Origin of the sequence: Arthrobacter globiformis (assembly GCF_030815865.1) — a bacterium.
Lineage (GTDB): Bacteria > Actinomycetota > Actinomycetes > Actinomycetales > Micrococcaceae > Arthrobacter > Arthrobacter globiformis_B.
Window position 1 is genome coordinate 1,227,379 of sequence record NZ_JAUSXI010000001.1, and the last position, 16,781, is coordinate 1,244,159.

The window sequence follows — 16,781 nt, forward strand, 5'->3', positions numbered from 1 at the left end:
TTACGTAGCGCGCCGCTTCAACTATGCTAAGTGGTCGAACCCGCTGGTCCGTACACCCCCCAAGTCCGGACCAGCGGGTTCTTTCATGCCCGCCTGATTTTTCGGGTGAAAACGGGCAGCGGTGAGAGGATGGATTGATGACTGCAACCCTTGTTGCGAAGGACCTTTCGGGCGGTCGTGATCACCGCACCCTCTTCTCCGGGCTGTCCCTAACAGTGGCCCCCGGGGACGTCGTTGGCGTCGTCGGCGCCAACGGTGCGGGCAAGTCCACACTGCTGCGGCTCCTTGCCGGCGTGGACCAGGCGCAGGACGGCACAGTTAGCCTCGCACCTGCCGACGCCTTTGTGGGCTGGCTGCCGCAGGAGCATGAACGGCTCGCCGGCGAAACCGTCGCCGCCTACATCGCCCGCCGCACAGGCTGCGCGAAGGCCACCGCGGAGATGGAATCCACGGCTGAGGCCCTCGGCTCGGGAGCGCCCGGAGCGGACGATGCCTACTCGATGGCCTTTGACCGGTGGATGGCCTCCGGCGCCGCGGACCTGGACGAACGGATAGCCCCCGTCCTGGCGGACCTGGGCCTGGACGTCGGCCCCGACGCCGAAATGACCGGGCTGTCCGGCGGCCAGGCTGCGCGCGTGGCGCTCGCCGCCCTGCTGCTGAGCCGCTTCGACGTCGTGCTCCTCGACGAGCCCACCAACGATCTTGACCTGGACGGCCTAGCCAAGCTGGAGGCCTTCGTGCAGGGGCTTCGCGGCGGCGCGGTGCTGGTATCCCACGACCGCGAGTTCCTGGCCCGCTGCGTGACTTCCATCGTGGAGCTGGACCTGGCCCAGAACTCTGTGGCCGTGTACGACGGCGGCTATGAGGCCTTCCTGGAGGAACGCGCCGTGGCCCGCCGGCACGCCCGCGAACGCTTCGAGGAATTTGCCGCGACCAAAGCGGACCTCGTGTCCCGCGCCCGCACCCAGCGGGAATGGAGCTCCCAGGGCGTCCGGAACGCGATGAAGAAAAACCCGGACAACGACAAGATCCGCCGGGCTGCCAGCTCCGAATCGTCGGAGAAGCAGGCGCAGAAGGTCCGGCAGATGGAATCGCGCATCGCCCGCCTGGACGTGGTGGAAGAACCGCGCAAGGAATGGCAGCTGCAGTTCAGCATCGGCCAGGCGCCCCGCTCCAGCTCTGTGGTGGCAACGCTGCGCGACGCCGTCGCGCGGCAGGGCAGCTTCACCCTGGGGCCGGTCAACCTGCAGCTCAACGCCGGTGAACGGATCGGCATCACCGGACCCAACGGCGCCGGCAAATCGACGCTGCTCCGGCTGCTTCTCGGAACCCAGGAACCGGACTCCGGCGACGCTTCCCGCGGGGTGTCGGTGGCCGTCGGCGAGATCGACCAGGCCCGCGGGCTGCTGGCCGGTCAGCGGAAACTGGCGGACGCCGTCGAAGCCGTCCTGACCGACTACACACCCGCCGAAGTCCGAACGCTGCTGGCCAAATTCGGCCTCAAGGCGGACCACACCGCGCGCAGCGTGGACTCGCTGTCGCCGGGGGAGCGGACCCGCGCCGCCCTGGCCCTGCTGCAGGCCCGCGGCGTGAACCTGCTGGTCCTGGACGAGCCCACCAAAACCACCTGGACCTGCCCGCCATTGAACAGCTCGAGGAAGCACTCGACAGCTACGACGGCGCACTGCTGCTCGTCACCCACGACCGGCGGCTACTGGAAAACGTCCGTCTTGACGCGCGCTGGAACGTCGAGAACGGCGTCGTCACCGAGCTGCACGCCGATGCCACGAAAGGCAGCACCACATGAGCATGGACCGGGTCGCCTGGAGCTCCCTCTACAACATCACCCGCGCCTCGAGCGGGTCCAAACCGTTCTCGAAGGCGACGCTGAAGCGGGTCTTCAGCTTTGCCCGCCCCCACCGCGGCAAGCTGATCGCCTTCGTGCTGCTGTCCATCGTGATGGCCGTCCTGGCGGTGGCCACCCCGGTCCTCGCCGGGCAGGTGGTCGACGAGATCATCGCCCATGCGGATGCCGGAACCGTGATCGGGCTCGCCGTCCTGATCGCCATCGTGGCCGTGGCGGAAGCCGGGCTAGGCCTGCTGACACGCTGGTTGTCGTCCACGATCGGTGAAGGCGTGATCCTGGATCTGCGGACCAAAGTCTTCGACCACGTCCAGAAGATGCCGATTGCCTTCTTCACCAGGACCCGCACGGGAGCCCTCGTGAGCCGGCTGAACAACGACGTCATCGGAGCGCAGTCAGCCTTCGCAGGCACGCTCTCCGGCGTGGTCAGCAATGCCGTGGCCCTCGCGCTGACCCTGGCGGTCATGCTCAACAAGTCGTGGCTCGTGACAGTGCTCGCCATGGTCCTGCTGCCGATCTTCCTGATCCCGGCCCGAAGGATGGGCTCCAGGCTGGCCGACCTGCGGCGCGAGGCGGCCGAACACAACGCCACCATGGGCACCCAGATGACCGAGCGCTTCTCCGCGCCCGGCGCCACCCTGGTCAAGCTCTTCGGCCGCCCCGATGAGGAGTCCCGCGAGTTCGCACTCCGTGCCGGCCGGGTCCGGGACATCGGCGTCCGCACCGCCATGCTGCAGTTCACCTTCGTCACGGCGCTGACCCTCGTCTCGGCCCTGGCCCTCGCCCTGGTCTACGGTCTGGGCGGCTGGCTCGCGCTCGCAGGGCAGCTGGCCGCGGGCGACGTCGTTGTGCTCGCACTGCTGCTCACCCGCCTCTACGCGCCGCTCACTGCGCTCTCGAACGCCCGCGTGGAAATCATGAGCGCCCTGGTCAGCTTCGAGCGCGTTTTCGAAATCCTGGACCTCAAACCGCTCATCCAGCAGAAGCCCGACGCCGTCGCCTCCCCGAGCGGTCCGCTCTCGGTGGAGTTCGACAACGTCCGCTTCGCTTACCCCTCCGCGGACAAGGTCTCGCTGGCCTCCTTGGAGGACGTGCGGACCCTGGACACCCGCGGCGGCGTAGACGTGCTGCACGGCATCAGCTTCCGGGTTGAACCTGGGCAGACGGTGGCCCTCGTCGGGTCATCCGGAGCCGGGAAATCCACCATCGCGCAACTCCTTTCGCGCCTGTACGACGTCGACTCGGGCGCCGTCCGCTTCGGCGGTACGACGCCCGGCACCGGCGTGGACGTCCGCGACCTCACCTTCGATTCGATGCGGCAGACCCTCGGCATGGTGACGCAGGACGGCCATCTGTTCCATGAGAGCATCGCCTCCAACCTGCGCCTGGCCCGCCCGGAGGCCACCGACGAGCAGATGTGGGACGTGCTGCGCCGGGCCCGGCTGGAGGAGATGATCAGGTCCCTGCCCGATGGCCTGGACACTGTGGTGGGGGAGCGCGGCTACCGGCTTTCCGGCGGCGAACGGCAACGCCTGACGATCGCCCGCCTGCTGATTGCGCAGCCGCGTGTGGTCATCCTCGACGAAGCCACCGCTGCGCTGGACTCCACCAATGAGGCCGCAGTCCAGGCGGCGCTGGGGGCTGCCCTTGAGGGGCGCACCGCCGTCGTTATTGCCCACAGGCTCTCAACGATCCGTGCGGCTGACGCCATCCTGGTGGTGGAGGATGGCCGGATCGTGGAGCGCGGAACCCACACGGAGCTGCTGGCCGCGGACGGCCGCTACGCCGAGCTGTACCGGACCCAGTTCGCCGAGGCCACGGCCGTGGCGGAGGAAGCGGTCCCGGAGTACTAACCTTTCAGGCTTCGGGGCCGGATTCCGCCAACGCCGGCAGGATGTGGTCCGTGAGCAGCGGCGCCAGGTCACCTGGCCATTCCGCAGCGAGGTCCAGCCACCGGATCTCGGCGATCTCCGCGGAGGGGTGGGCTACCCAGGTGCCCGGCGCGGTGAAGACGGTGGCTTCGATTTCCGTGGCTGCCTCGTTGGCGGCATCGGCCAGCCACACGCCCATGAGGGTCAGCTCGCGGGGATCGACAATGATGCCGACTTCCTCCTGAAGCTCCCGGGCGGCGGCCTGCACCGCGGTCTCGCCGGGCTCGGGCTTGCCGCCGGGATGCATGAACTTGTCCGTGCCGCGCTTGCGGACGGTCAGGAGCCGGCCCGCGGCGTCGTAGACACATACTGCGGAAACGATGATGCGCGGATTCACGGTTTCGAGCCTAGCCCGTCCGCTGCCGCCGCCGTTCCGGGCAGCCGCCGCAGCACGGACTCCAGCAGCAGGTCCTTGCGCGGGCCAGTCACATCCCAGACGTAACTGAACTCGTCCTCGCCGTGGAGCAGGTAGGTGACGCGGTAGGTGTCCGGATCGCACCAGTGCCGGTCCTGGCTGGCCTCCGGGCAGAAGCCCATCCGGTGGAACGGCCGGCCGTCGGGAAACAGCATGTCCATGGCATCCGGGGTGTCCGCGGGCCTGAGCAGGTAATCGCGGGTGGCCGGGCCGGAGAAGGTGTCGCCGTCGGCAGCAGGCCAGACCACGGTCCCCTCCTCGTGGAAGCGGAGCCCGCCGTCGCCGTCGGGGGAAAAGATCACGACGCCGGTAAAGGTGCCGCGGGTGCCCGCGGCCCGGTCCAGCATGGTCCGCTCCACGGCCCAGCGGCCCGCGGGCGGAAGGTCGGGGGATGAAGTGTCCGCCGGCGATGTGCCCAGCAGATAGTGGCGGAGCCCTGACGGGTGCTGCAGATTCAAGTGCCCTCGATTGGAATCGAACCAACGACACCGGCTTTAGGAGAGCCGTGCTCTATCCACTGAGCTACGAGGGCGGGTGCCCGCCGCGGCCGGGTTTTGGACCGGCCCGTTCGGGCACGCTTACAAGCATACAAGGTGAGCGCGCGTACTACGCTCTTGGCATGGCCGCCGCAGCTGAAGTCCCCACCGCCCGCGCAACGATCCTGCCGGACACCGCCTCCACACGGCAGTACATTGGGGCGTGGGCGGTGCTCAGCGTCGTCCAGTATTTCATGGCGGAGACCGCCGTCATCGGCGCCTGGGCCGGGCCCGACCCCTACAGCCGGCGGACCGGCCTCATCAGCGACCTGGGTGCCGTCACCTGCGGGCTCTACGGCGGCCGCAGCATCTGTTCGCCGCTGCACGTGCTGATGAACGTCTCCTTCGTGGTTCAGGGGCTGGGGATGCTGCTGGGCGCGCTGCTGCTGAGCTCGGCGCTGCTGCGGGTGGCCGCCCGGGCCGGCGTGCGGGTCACGGCCAGCCACTCCGGGGAAGTGCCGTGGTACTCGGCCGTGGCGGCGCGGATCCTGACCGGGTCCGCAGGCGCCGGCACGATAGTCGTGGGGCTGGTCCCTGAGGACCTAAATTCCGGCTGGCATTACGCGGGCGCCGTCACGTACTTCATCGCCGGCTCCCTGGCGCTGCTGCTGCTGGGCGCCCTGTGGCTCCGGCAAACGCCGCTGGGCTGGTTTATCCTGGCCGCCGGCGGAGTGTCCGCGGCCGCACTCGTCACGGCCGCCGTCACCGGCTTGGACGTTCCCGAGCCCGGAACCCTGGAACGGCTGATGGGCTACCCCATCACGGTTGGCCTCGCTGCCGCCGGCCTGGTCATCGCCCAGCGTGTCCGGCAGGAACGGCAGGTGCGGAGGGCCTTCGCCCGGGCCCGGGCCGCCCGGAGCGCCTAGGCTTCCTGCTGCCGGGCGGCTAGACGGCCGGAGGCCCGGCGTCTTTTTTCGGGGACCGGCGCCCCAGGAACACGGCGGAGCCGCCGGCGAGAAGGCTGGCCACGAACAGTACCCAGCCGGCCACGGTGAGGCTCGACGCCAAGGCGACCTGGCCGGCGTCGAGATTAACCGCCGCGATCATGGAATCAATGGTGACGTTGCCCCACAGCCGTACCACCACGAACAGCAACGGCAGCGCCCAGAGCGCCCAGCGCAGCGCCTTTTTGGCCACGTTGGTGCCGATCAGAAGCAGCCAGGTGAAGGCGAAGATCAGCGGAAACAGGGTGCCCGCCGTCTTGTGGACGTAGTTGAGCTGGCCCCGGGCGTCGGCGTCCAGGGCGCGGCGCAGCTGCTCGGCGTAGCCGGCGTCGAAGCCGCCGATCAGGGAATCGGGCATGGCCAGCCCGCCGGACAGCTGGGTTAGCTGGTTCAGCGTGAGCAGGTGAACGTACCAGAACAGGAACAGGCTGGCCACGACGCCGGCGATCACAATCAGGTTGGCGTTGTTCTGGGCCTTCGCCGGAGAGCGGTCCGTGCCGGGATTGATCACCGGCGGCAGGTGGTGCTGGGGTACTGCGGCCTTCGCGCCGTGCTTCTTGATCCGCTGTGCAGGTGTTTTGGCCATGCGTCCATTATCGCCCGCCGTCCTCCGCCTCTGCTGTGCAGGCATGCCCGGCGCCGATAGGGTGGGAAGCGTGACGGAACTGGGCAGACACAAACTGGGCAAACACAGCGCCACCAACCTGAGCCCCGAGCTCGACGACTATGAGCTGGCGGCCGAGCTGGTCCGCGAGGCCGGGCAGCTGGCGCTGATGATGCGGCAGGGCGGCCTCGACGCCCAGCGCAAGACCTCCATCTCCGACGTCGTCACAGCGGCGGACCACGCGGCCGAAGCTTATGTGCTGGAGCAGCTTCAGCGCTGCCGCCCGGACGACGGCGTCCTGGGCGAGGAAGGCGCCGCGGTGCGCGGCAGCAGCGGGCGGACCTGGGTCATCGACCCGGTGGACGGCACCTACAACTTCCTGCAGGGCTCTACCTACTGGTGCTCAGCCATCGCGCTCAAGGACGAGTCGGATGTGCTGCTCGGAGCCATTTTCCAGCCCGAGGAGGACAAACTCTGGATCGGCGGCAAGCAACGCGCCACCACCCTCAACGGCGATCCCGTTTCTACCTTCAAGGAGGACGGAACCAACCGCAACGCCGCCGACCTCTCCCACCTCGGCGCCGCCACCTACATCCACCCGCGCTGGCTCTCCGACCCGATGTGCGCCATGCCCTGGCACGCCGCCGCGACGTCGGCCGCGACGCTGCGGATGCTCGGGTCCGGCTCGTGCGACCTTGGGCGCGTCGCTGACGGGCAGCTTGGCTGCTGGTTCCAGCACAGCTGCCCCGAATGGGACTGGCTGCCCGGAAAGGCGATCGTGACGGCCGCCGGCGGCGTCGCCGGCAGCGTTCACGTCAACGGCCTGGAATGGTTCATGGCGGGAGGCACGACGGCGGTGCACCAGTTGCGCGCCGCGCTTGAGTCAGGCTCTGTCGACTAGATTTCCGCCGGCTGGATTTCCGCCGCCGGGGTTATCCACAGGGCGGAATCCAGTGTCAGTCCCACCGCCTAGACTTGTAGTCACCATGGATAAGTTGTTTGACCCCTACGCTGACGGTCCGTTCAAGGCTGGTTCCCACGCCGGTGCCATCACCAAGTCGCGCCCCGAAACGGGGCTGATGACGCCCGCGTTCGGCGGCGGCCCGGGCGAATCCGCCGGCCGCCCCGCAGCTGGCCCGGGAACCAGTCAGGCAGATGCAGCCCCGGCAGAGGAGCACGCCCGGCACCACCTCCCGGACGCCGGGGCGCTGCTGGCGGGCCTGAATCCGCAGCAGGAGGAAGCGGTCAAGCACTCCGGCGGCGCACTGCTGATCGTGGCCGGAGCCGGCTCCGGAAAAACCCGCGTCCTCAGTAACCGGATCGCGTACCTGATAGCCACCAAGCGTGCCCACCACGGCGAGATCCTGGCCATCACGTTCACCAACAAAGCCGCCGCGGAAATGCGTGAACGCATCGAGGCCCTCGTGGGCAACAGGGCCAAGGCCATGTGGATCTCCACGTTCCACTCGTCCTGCGTCCGGATCCTGCGGCGCGAGGCCGCCAACATCGGCCTGAACTCCAACTTCTCCATCTACGACTCCGCCGACTCCCTGCGGCTGATTACCCTGGTGGCCAAGAACCTGGACCTGGACCCCAAGAAGTTCCCGCCCAAGGCCATCCAGCACAAAATCTCCGCGCTCAAGAACGAACTGATCGACGCCGACTCCTTCGCGGGCGCCGCCAACCACCGTGAGCCGTTCGAGAGCGCCGTCGCCGATGTCTTCAAGGGCTACACCCAGCGGCTGCGCCAGGCCAACGCCATGGACTTCGATGACCTCATCGCCGAGACCGTCTACATGTTCCGGGCCTTCCCGGCGCTGGCGGATTCCTACCGGCGCCGGTTCCGGCACGTCCTGGTGGACGAATACCAGGACACGAACCACGCGCAGTACGCCCTGGTCCGGGAAATCGTCGGCGAAGGCGCGGGAGCGGCGGAGCTGACCGTCGTCGGCGACTCGGACCAGTCCATCTACGCGTTCCGCGGCGCGGACATCCGGAACATCGTGGAGTTCGAGAAGGACTACCCCGACGCCCGCACCATCAAGCTGGAACAGAACTACCGCTCCACCCAGAACATCCTAAGCGCGGCCAACTCCGTCATCTCCCGCAACCCCAACCGCCCCGAGAAGCGGCTCTGGACCGCGGAGGGCGAAGGCCACAAGATCATCGGCTACGTGGGCGAGAACGAGCACGACGAAGCCCAGTTCATCGCCAAGGAGATCGACCGGCTCCAGGACGAGGACAACCTCCGCCCCGGCGACGTCGCCATCTTCTACCGCACCAACGCCCAGTCCCGTTCCATCGAGGACGTCCTGGTGCGCGTCGGCCTGCCGTACAAGGTGGTGGGCGGCACCAGGTTCTACGAGCGCAAGGAAATCAAGGACGCGCTGGCGTACCTCCGGGTCCTGGTCAACCCGGACGACGACGTCAACCTCCGCCGCGTCCTCAACGAACCAAAGCGCGGCATCGGGGACCGGGCCGAGGGGGCCGTCGCGGCCCTCGCCGAGCGGGAACGCACGTCCTTCATCGCCGCCGCCCGCCGCGCCGACCAGGCCCCCGGCATGGCCACCCGCTCGGTCAACGCGGTGCTTGGCTTCGTGAAGCTCCTGGACGACCTCGCCGAGGTCGCCGCAGGCTCGGGCGCCGCGGCCGCACTCGAGGCGGTGCTGGAACAGACCGGCTACCTCGCCACGCTGCGCTCCAGCAACGATCCGCAGGACGAGTCCCGGGTAGAGAACCTTGCCGAACTTGTCGCCGTCGTCCGTGAATACGAGCGCGATAATCCCGAAGGATCCCTGGGCGCCTTCCTTGAACAGGTGTCCCTGGTGGCCGACGCCGACCAGATCCCGGACGCCCCGGGGGCGGACATCGACGCCGCCGTGGCGGAGGCCAAGCGGCTGGGCGTGGTCACGCTCATGACGCTCCACACGGCTAAGGGCCTCGAATTCCCCGTGGTGTTCCTGACCGGCATGGAGCACGGGCTCTTCCCGCACCAGCGTTCCGCCACGGACCCCAAGGAGCTGGCCGAAGAGCGCCGGCTCGCCTACGTGGGACTGACGCGCGCCCGGAAGCGCCTCTACGTCACGCGTTCCGAGGTCCGCAACATGTGGGGGCAGAGCCAGTACAACCCGGCCAGCCAGTTCCTGGAGGAAATTCCCTCCGAGCTCGTTGAATGGAAGCGTGAGGGTACCAGCCGGCAGGCCGGGGGCTGGGGGAGCGGCGCCGACATCGGGTCGAGCCGGTACGGCGGATCCTTCTGGGGCGCCGGAACGGCCCGCGGCACCCGTGCCGACTCCTCGGCGGGCTTCAACGCCGACGTCCCGGCCGCCGTCGCGAAAAACCGCGTGCAGCCGCAGAAGGAAGTCATTGCGGTCAGCGTGGGGGACAAGGTCAACCACACGAGCTTTGGCAACGGCACCGTGCTCGCCGTCGAAGGCGCCGGGGACAAGACCGTGGCGAAGGTGAAGTTCGACGTCGGCGAGAAGCGGCTGCTTCTGCGGTACGCGCCGCTGACCAAGATCGACGCCTGAGCGTGCCGGTGCGGCGCCTGGGTCGCGTTGCTGCAGGCCTCGCGCTGCTGTTCTCGGCGGCCCTGTTCTCAACTACCCTGGCCGGCTGTTCCGTAACCATCGCGGATCCGGAGTACACCCCTCCGCCACCGCTGCCGGCCCTCGAACAGCTGAAACAGGCTCCGCTTACTGACCCCGCGGGGTTTGCGGCAGGGGAGGACGTGCTGGCGTTCGTCACTGCGGACCGGAACGTGGTGTGCGCGCTGACCTCAGCCCGCGGGCCGCACCTCGACCTGCCGTACGAAACCAACAACTTCAGCGATTCCGACAACCAAAAACTGGCAACCGTGCCCGTGGCACACTGCGAGCTCGCGGTGTATCCCGCGCCGGCAGCACCGGACGTCGGTGACGACTGCTCGGGGACCGGACTCGGCTATCTGGGCGGCGCGGCACTCCTGACGCCCAGCCGGGCCCGGTACGGTGAATGCCGGTCCGGCGTCACGCAGATGGAGGCCGAGTACGGGCCCAAGGGCACGGCCAACGGGCCCGTCTCCAAGCTGCCCGTCCTGCCCGACGGCGGCAACCTCGAACGGAACGGTTTGCGGTGCTCCGCCTACCGCTCGGGGGTGGCCTGCGGAAACGTCTCTGGCGGCGTCGGTTTCTTCATCAGCAGGGATCATTACGAACTCATCTCCGCGAAGGGCAAAAACGTCCAGACGGCGCCCGCCAAGGCCCCAAAAACCCCGTAATCACGGGGTTTTTCTACGGTCCATAGAATAGTGTCCTTACTCACAGAACAGGTAGTCTGGAACGGGCCGGTCCCTCCAAAGGACTAGAGTTCCCCAAGGAGCATTGCGCCGCGTGGCTCGTTTCCGGACCTGCCGCAGGGCGCGTGAATTCCGCAGCCCGGTCCGCACCTTGGGTGCAGTCCGGCTGTACAGAAACTACTTCGACGTAGAAGGACACTAAACCGTGGACCTGTTTGAATATCAGGCGCGCGATATGTTCGAAGCGCACGGTGTACCCGTGCTCGCCGGCATCGTGGCGCACACTCCTGAAGAAGCAAAGGCAGCTGCCGAGAAGATCGGCGGCGTAACTGTCGTCAAGGCACAGGTTAAGGTCGGTGGCCGCGGCAAGGCCGGCGGCGTCAAGGTTGCCAAGTCCGCCGATGAGGCACTTGAGCACTCCACCAACATCCTGGGCATGGACATCAAGGGCCACACCGTCAACAAGGTGATGATCGCCCAGGGTGCTGACATCGCCGAGGAATACTACTTCTCCGTCCTTCTGGACCGGGCCAACCGCAACTACCTGGCCATGTGCTCGGTTGAAGGCGGCATGGAGATCGAGCAGCTCGCCGTTGAGCGGCCCGAGGCCCTGGCAAAGGTAGCCATTGACCCCGCCGTGGGCATCGACCAGGCCAAGGCCGACGAAATCGTCGCTGCTGCAGGCTTCGCTGAAGAACTGCGCGGCAAAGTCGCCGGCGTCATTCTGAAGCTCTGGGACGTCTTCAAGAAGGAAGACGCCACCCTCGTGGAGGTCAACCCGCTGGTCAAGACCGGCGCGGGCGAGATCGTCGCCCTCGACGGCAAGGTCACGCTCGACGAGAACGCCGAATTCCGCCACCCCAAGCACGCCCAGCTTGAGGACAAGGAATCCGCAGACCCGCTCGAGGCCAAGGCCAAGGCGCAGGACCTGAACTACGTCAAGCTGGACGGCGAAGTCGGCATCATCGGTAACGGTGCAGGCCTCGTCATGTCCACCCTGGACGTCGTCGCCTACGCTGGCGAGAACCACGGCAACGTCAAGCCCGCCAACTTCCTGGACATCGGCGGCGGAGCCTCCGCCGAGGTCATGGCCGCAGGCCTCGACGTCATCCTGGGCGACGAGCAGGTCAAGTCCGTATTCGTCAACGTCTTCGGCGGCATTACCGCCTGTGACGCTGTCGCCAAGGGCATCGTAGGCGCACTGGCCGAGCTGGGCCACTCCGCCAACAAGCCGCTGGTCGTCCGCCTCGACGGCAACAACGTCGAAGAAGGCCGCCGCATCCTCGAAGAGGCCAACCACCCGCTGGTTACCCTCGCCGCCACCATGGACGAGGGCGCCGACAAGGCCGCCGAGCTCGCCAACGCCCGCTGATCGAGCCTGTCGAGATCTAGGAAAGAAAACATGTCTATTTATCTGAACAAGGACTCCAAGGTCATCGTCCAGGGCATCACGGGCGGCGAAGGCACCAAGCACACCGCCCTCATGCTCAAGGCCGGCACCAACGTTGTGGGCGGCGTCAACGCCCGCAAGGCCGGCACCACCGTCCTGCACGGCGAAAACGAGATCAACGTTTTCGGCACGGTCAAGGAAGCCATCGCAGAGACCGGCGCTGACGTCTCCATCGTCTTCGTTCCGCCGGCATTCACCAAGAACGCCGTTGTTGAAGCCATCGAGGCCGGCATCGGCCTGGTCGTCGTCATCACCGAAGGCGTGCCGGTTCAGGACTCCGCCGAGTTCTGGGCACTGGCACAGTCCAAGGTCGACGCCGACGGCAACCAGGTCACCCGCATCATCGGACCGAACTGCCCCGGCATCATCACCCCGGGCGAGGCCCTCGTGGGAATCACCCCCGCGAACATCACCGGCAAGGGCCCCATCGGCCTGGTCTCCAAGTCCGGCACGCTGACCTACCAGATGATGTACGAACTGCGCGACCTCGGCTTCTCCACGGCCATCGGCATCGGCGGTGACCCCGTCATCGGCACCACCCACATCGACGCCCTGGCCGCGTTCGAGGCTGACCCGGAGACCAAGGCCATCGTGATGATCGGCGAAATCGGCGGCGACGCCGAAGAGCGTGCCGCCGACTTCATCAAGGCCAACGTCACCAAGCCGGTCGTCGGCTACGTGGCCGGCTTCACCGCCCCGGAAGGCAAGACCATGGGCCACGCAGGCGCCATCGTCTCCGGTTCCGCCGGTACCGCCCAGGCCAAGAAGGAAGCCCTCGAGGCTGCAGGTGTGAAGGTCGGCAAGACGCCGTCCGAGACCGCCAAGCTGCTGCGCGAAGTCTTCGCAACGCTCTAAGGCGCACTTCAGGCAACGCGGGGTCACTCCCAGCCTAATCCACCCCCGGATTGGGCGCAGAGTGACCCCGCGTTTCTTTGTTTAAGCGCGCTCACCCCAAGTAACTGGCAGTAGGTGTCGTTATGGACGCTCAAAACGACCACAACTGCGAGCTGGTTGCACTGCCTCTTGCGCTGAATCTGGCAGGGCGTCTATTGTTGTTAACAATCAATCGGTTGATCAATAGAAACGTTGATTACGGCAGCGAACTGATACACGAGAACGACTCCGGGGCAATGACAATGGACACGGGTAGCGACGACGACCTTCTGAGCGCGGCTTTTTTGGCGCTTTCCGATCCTGTCCGGCGCCGCCTCATCTCCCGGCTCAGCCGGGGGCCCGCCACCGTCAATGAACTGGCTGAACCCTTCGCGATCACTAAACAGGCGGTCTCGAAGCACATCCAGGTCCTCGAGCAGGCACAGCTGGTCACGCGCAGCCGCGATGCCCAGCGCCGGCCCGTCCACCTGAATCCCGCACGGCTCGAAGCGCTCACCGCATGGATCGACCAGTACCGGCTGGTCCGCGAGGGGCAGTTCCGCAGCCTCGATGCCGTACTCCGCTCCAACGCCGCCCCCCGGCGGCAGCAGTGACAAGGACCGATCATGAGCAACGCACTTAAACTCACCATCCCCGACGGCGTCCCGTTCATCGACTTTGAGCGCGAGTTCGATTTCCCGGTCGCGGACGTGTTCCGCGCGCACAAGGAGCCTGAGCTGATCACGCAGTGGCTGGGCCCGCGGGGCACCAACGTCGATATCGAGCACTACGACTTCCGTTCCGGAGGCACCTACCTGTACAACCACACTGGCCCGGACGGGGTGACGTACGCCTTCAGCGGCATCTTCCATACCGTCCGTGAAAACGACTTCGCCATCCAGACCTTCGAGTTCAGCGGCTACCCGGACATTGTCAGCATCGAATTCATGAGCTTCGAGGACCTGGGCGGCAGCAGGTGCCGGCTGCGGGCCCACTCTGTCTATCCCAGCATGGAAGCACGCGACGGGATGGCCCAATCAGGCATGGAAAGCGGCGTGTCCGACGGCTACGAGCGGCTCGAGGAGCTGCTCGCCAAGTAGGGCCCGCACCACTAGATAGTCGTCCGACGGCGGCCGGTGACCTTTACCTCGAAGGTCACCGGCCGCCGTCGGCCATTTAAAGACCCAACTAGGTAGCAGCAGATGGCGTTCTGAGCGCCCAGAACGCCATCTGCTGCTACCTACTTGGGCGGGCGCGGGACAACCTCTTGCGCAACATCGCCAGTTTGATAGTATGTCAGGACAAACTATCAAAGGAGAGCCATGCCGCTCGTACGAATCGACGTCCACTCTGGGCGCGGCCGGGGTGAACTCGACCGCCTCAGCCGAGGTATCCACGACGCCATCCTGGCTGAGTATGGCATCCCGGAGCGTGACTACTTCCACATCGTCACGGAGCACGCCCCGGGCCAAATCGTTGCGCAGGATGCCGGCCTCGGCTTTGAACGCACACGTGACGTCGTCATGATCCAGATCTTCACCCAGGGCGGGCGTAGCCAGGAGGCAAAGCAGAGCCTGTTTGCGGCAGTGGCAGACAAGTTGGGGGCTTTAGGGGTCGCCGGCGAGGACGTTTTCATCGGCTACGTCGAGAACACGGCGGGGGACTGGTCCTTCGGGTTCGGCCGCGCGCAGTACGTCACCGGAGAGCTGGCAGTACCGCAGAAATAGGGACGGGAACGCTGGTCCCGCGTGTCCCCGTCAGCAGCTCCGCGCCCTGCTTTTTGATGCAGTTCTGCTTGTTGTAAGTATGTCAGTACAAACCTTTGACAGGACATAAATTCTAGGGCACAGTAGTTCTTGTGGTCCCGCTCACGGGGCCGCGGAACGCCGGAGCCTTGGCCGTTCGGCTGCTTAGAGGTTGAGATTCAAAAGAAAGGCCCACGATTACCGTGACCCACGAACTGCTCACGATCGGGCGAATCAGCGTTGATATCTACCCGAACGACATCGGGGTAGGGCTGGAGGATGTGACGTCCTTCGGCAAGTACCTCGGCGGCTCGCCATCCAATGTTGCTGTTGCCGCCGCCCGCCACGGCCGCCGGACAGGAGTCATCACCCGCACCGGCGATGACCCGTTCGGTACGTACCTGCACCGCGAACTGGAAAAGTTCGGCGTCGATGATTCCTTCGTCACCCCGGTCCAGGGGCTGCAGACACCGGCCACGTTCTTGTGCCATCCAGCCGCCGCACGATTTCCCGCTGTACTTCTACGGCCGGTTCCCCACCGCACCGGACCTGCAGATCAGGGCCGACGAGCTCGACGTCACCGCCATCCGCGACTCGCAGATCTTCTGGTCCACCGTGACCGGCCTTTGCCAGGAGCCGAGCCGCGAAGCGCATATCACAGCCCACGAAGCACGGCCCCGCACCGGCCTCAAGGATGGCCAGTACACCATCCTGGACCTTGACTACCGCCCCATGTTCTGGGCCTCCGAGGAGGAAGCCCGGGAGCAGGTGGCCCGCATCCTGCCGCACGTCACCGTCGCCATCGGCAACGACCAGGAATGCGCCGTGGCTGTGGGCCCGGGCACCCCGGATGAACAGGCGGACCGCCTGCTGGATGCCGGCGTGGAAATCGCCGTCGTGAAGCTCGGCCCGGAAGGCGTGATGGCCAAGACCCGCAGCGAGCGCGTGGTCTCCGCCCCGGTTCCGGTTGAGACCGTCAATGGCCTGGGTGCCGGCGACTCCTTCGGCGGCGCGTTCGTGCACGGACTGCTCTCCGGCTGGCCGCTGGCACAGGTCCTGGACTACGCGAACGCGGCCGGCGCCATAGTCGCCTCCCGGCTCTCCTGCGCGGATGCCATGCCCACCCCGGCCGAGGTCACCTCCCTGCTCACCGAGCGCGGACGCCTTGTTCCTAGCCAACTCGCCCCCGAAGGAGCGGCCCTGTGAGCCTCAACCCCGGCACCGCGACCCTCGCGGTGGATGACAACCCCCGCCGCTACGAGCACCTGAGCACCATCCGCCTCGAAGATCCGGACGCAGTGGCCCGGGCCGCCAAGGCCCGCCGCCGCCACCCCGGCCTGAAGCACGGCCGGCAGAACTTCATCGTGGCCGCCGACCACCCGGCCCGCGGCGCCCTCTCCGTCGGCAACGACCCGGTGGCCATGGCGGACCGCCGCCAACTCCTGGACCGGCTGCAGGTTGCGCTGGCCAACCCGGCAGTGGACGGCATTCTGGCTTCCCCGGACATCATGGATGACCTGCTGCTGCTGGGCGCTCTCGAGGGCAAGCTCGTGTTTGGTTCGATGAACCGCGGCGGCCTCGCCGGCCTGGTCAACGAGTTCGATGACCGCTTCACCGGGCACACCGCCGCGGCGCTGGAAGCCCTGGGCGCGGACGGCGGCAAGATGCTGACCCGCATCTGCCTCGGTGACCCGGACACCGTCGCCCTGCTCGAGGCCACCGCGAAGGCGATCGATTCGCTCGCCGAACGCAAGCTGATCGCCATGGTGGAGCCCTTCCTGTCCGTCCGGGAGAACGGCCGGGTCCGCAACGACCTGAGCCCGGACGCCGTTATCAAGTCCATCGCCATCGCCGAGGGCCTGGGGTCCACGAGCGCCTACACCTGGATGAAGCTGCCGGTCGTGGCGGAGATGGAACGCGTCATGGCCGCCACCACCATGCCCACTGTGCTGCTCGGCGGGGACCCGGCAGGCACCCAGGACGAGGTGTTCGCCACCTGGGGAGCCGCACTCGCCCTCCCCGGCGTGCAGGGACTCACCGTCGGGCGGACCCTGCTGTACCCGCAGGACGGCGATGTTGCCGGGGCGGTCGCCGCGGCCGCTTCACTGCTCCACCACACCACAGACGAAGTATCGGAGTAAAC

Annotated in this window: 14 protein-coding genes, 1 tRNA gene and 2 pseudogenes; 13 read left to right on the forward strand and 4 right to left on the reverse strand. The window is 67.0% G+C overall.

Going from position 1 to position 16,781, the window contains the following annotated elements:
• The first annotated feature begins 137 nt into the window (after positions 1-137).
• Together QFZ33_RS05730 and QFZ33_RS05735 are read left to right on the forward strand one after the other, a co-directional pair.
• Positions 138-1,807 (forward strand): annotated as a pseudogene (locus QFZ33_RS05730) (ABC-F family ATP-binding cassette domain-containing protein).
• Complete coding sequence (locus tag QFZ33_RS05735) at positions 1,804-3,717, forward strand: ABC transporter ATP-binding protein (RefSeq protein ID WP_307025642.1); 1,914 nt, start codon at positions 1,804-1,806, stop codon at positions 3,715-3,717. The pseudogene QFZ33_RS05730 and the gene QFZ33_RS05735 overlap by 4 nt, the downstream one beginning before the upstream one ends.
• A gap of 4 nt (positions 3,718-3,721) precedes the next feature.
• On the opposite strand, the gene QFZ33_RS05740 is transcribed toward QFZ33_RS05735, so the two are convergent.
• From QFZ33_RS05740 to QFZ33_RS05750, 3 genes are all read right to left on the reverse strand, one after another.
• Positions 3,722-4,132 carry an NUDIX hydrolase gene (locus tag QFZ33_RS05740; RefSeq protein WP_307025644.1) on the reverse strand — a complete coding sequence of 137 codons (411 nt, stop codon included), beginning with the start codon at positions 4,130-4,132 and terminating at the stop codon, positions 3,722-3,724.
• Positions 4,129-4,668 (reverse strand): DUF6314 family protein, encoded by a 540-nt coding sequence (locus QFZ33_RS05745; RefSeq protein ID WP_307025645.1) that lies wholly within the window; start codon positions 4,666-4,668, stop codon positions 4,129-4,131. Before QFZ33_RS05745 ends, QFZ33_RS05740 begins: the two co-directional genes overlap by 4 nt.
• Position 4,669: 1 nt before the next feature.
• Positions 4,670-4,742, reverse strand: a tRNA-Arg gene (locus tag QFZ33_RS05750).
• 87 nt (positions 4,743-4,829) lie between these two features.
• Here QFZ33_RS05750 and QFZ33_RS05755 point away from each other — a divergent pair.
• Positions 4,830-5,612, forward strand: a complete 783-nt coding sequence (locus QFZ33_RS05755) for a DUF998 domain-containing protein (protein WP_307025647.1) — start codon at positions 4,830-4,832, stop codon at positions 5,610-5,612.
• A gap of 19 nt (positions 5,613-5,631) precedes the next feature.
• On the opposite strand, the gene QFZ33_RS05760 is transcribed toward QFZ33_RS05755, so the two are convergent.
• Positions 5,632-6,276 (reverse strand): hypothetical protein, encoded by a 645-nt coding sequence (locus tag QFZ33_RS05760; protein WP_307025649.1) that lies wholly within the window; start codon positions 6,274-6,276, stop codon positions 5,632-5,634.
• A gap of 43 nt (positions 6,277-6,319) precedes the next feature.
• Between QFZ33_RS05760 and QFZ33_RS05765 the strand changes: the two genes are divergently transcribed.
• The 10 genes and pseudogenes from QFZ33_RS05765 to QFZ33_RS05810 all read left to right on the forward strand — a co-directional run bounded on the left by QFZ33_RS05765 (position 6,320) and on the right by QFZ33_RS05810 (position 16,779).
• Positions 6,320-7,195: an inositol monophosphatase family protein gene (locus QFZ33_RS05765; protein ID WP_307025651.1), complete on the forward strand. Its 876-nt coding sequence runs from the start codon at positions 6,320-6,322 to the stop codon at positions 7,193-7,195.
• A gap of 85 nt (positions 7,196-7,280) precedes the next feature.
• Complete coding sequence (pcrA, locus tag QFZ33_RS05770) at positions 7,281-9,824, forward strand: DNA helicase PcrA (protein ID WP_307025653.1); 2,544 nt, start codon at positions 7,281-7,283, stop codon at positions 9,822-9,824.
• A gap of 2 nt (positions 9,825-9,826) precedes the next feature.
• On the forward strand, positions 9,827-10,552 hold the full coding sequence (locus tag QFZ33_RS05775) for a hypothetical protein (RefSeq protein ID WP_307025655.1): 726 nt from the start codon (positions 9,827-9,829) through the stop codon (positions 10,550-10,552).
• 223 nt (positions 10,553-10,775) lie between these two features.
• The gene (gene sucC, locus QFZ33_RS05780; protein WP_102973202.1) at positions 10,776-11,942 is read left to right on the forward strand and encodes an ADP-forming succinate--CoA ligase subunit beta; all 1,167 of its coding nucleotides are present in this window, start codon (positions 10,776-10,778) and stop codon (positions 11,940-11,942) included.
• A gap of 30 nt (positions 11,943-11,972) precedes the next feature.
• A complete protein-coding gene (sucD, locus tag QFZ33_RS05785; protein WP_307025658.1) occupies positions 11,973-12,875 on the forward strand; it encodes a succinate--CoA ligase subunit alpha in 903 nt (300 codons plus the stop codon).
• A gap of 281 nt (positions 12,876-13,156) precedes the next feature.
• On the forward strand, positions 13,157-13,507 hold the full coding sequence (locus QFZ33_RS05790) for an ArsR/SmtB family transcription factor (protein WP_307031678.1): 351 nt from the start codon (positions 13,157-13,159) through the stop codon (positions 13,505-13,507).
• Positions 13,508-13,519: 12 nt separating this feature from the next.
• A complete protein-coding gene (locus QFZ33_RS05795) occupies positions 13,520-13,993 on the forward strand; it encodes an SRPBCC family protein (protein ID WP_307025660.1) in 474 nt (157 codons plus the stop codon).
• A 222-nt stretch (positions 13,994-14,215) separates the two neighbouring features.
• Complete coding sequence (locus tag QFZ33_RS05800; protein WP_307025662.1) at positions 14,216-14,620, forward strand: tautomerase family protein; 405 nt, start codon at positions 14,216-14,218, stop codon at positions 14,618-14,620.
• 221 nt (positions 14,621-14,841) lie between these two features.
• Positions 14,842-15,844 (forward strand): annotated as a pseudogene (gene iolC / locus QFZ33_RS05805) (5-dehydro-2-deoxygluconokinase).
• Positions 15,841-16,779: a Cgl0159 family (beta/alpha)8-fold protein gene (locus tag QFZ33_RS05810; RefSeq protein ID WP_307025664.1), complete on the forward strand. Its 939-nt coding sequence runs from the start codon at positions 15,841-15,843 to the stop codon at positions 16,777-16,779. Before iolC ends, QFZ33_RS05810 begins: the two are co-directional and overlap by 4 nt.
• The last annotated feature ends 2 nt before the right edge of the window (positions 16,780-16,781 follow it).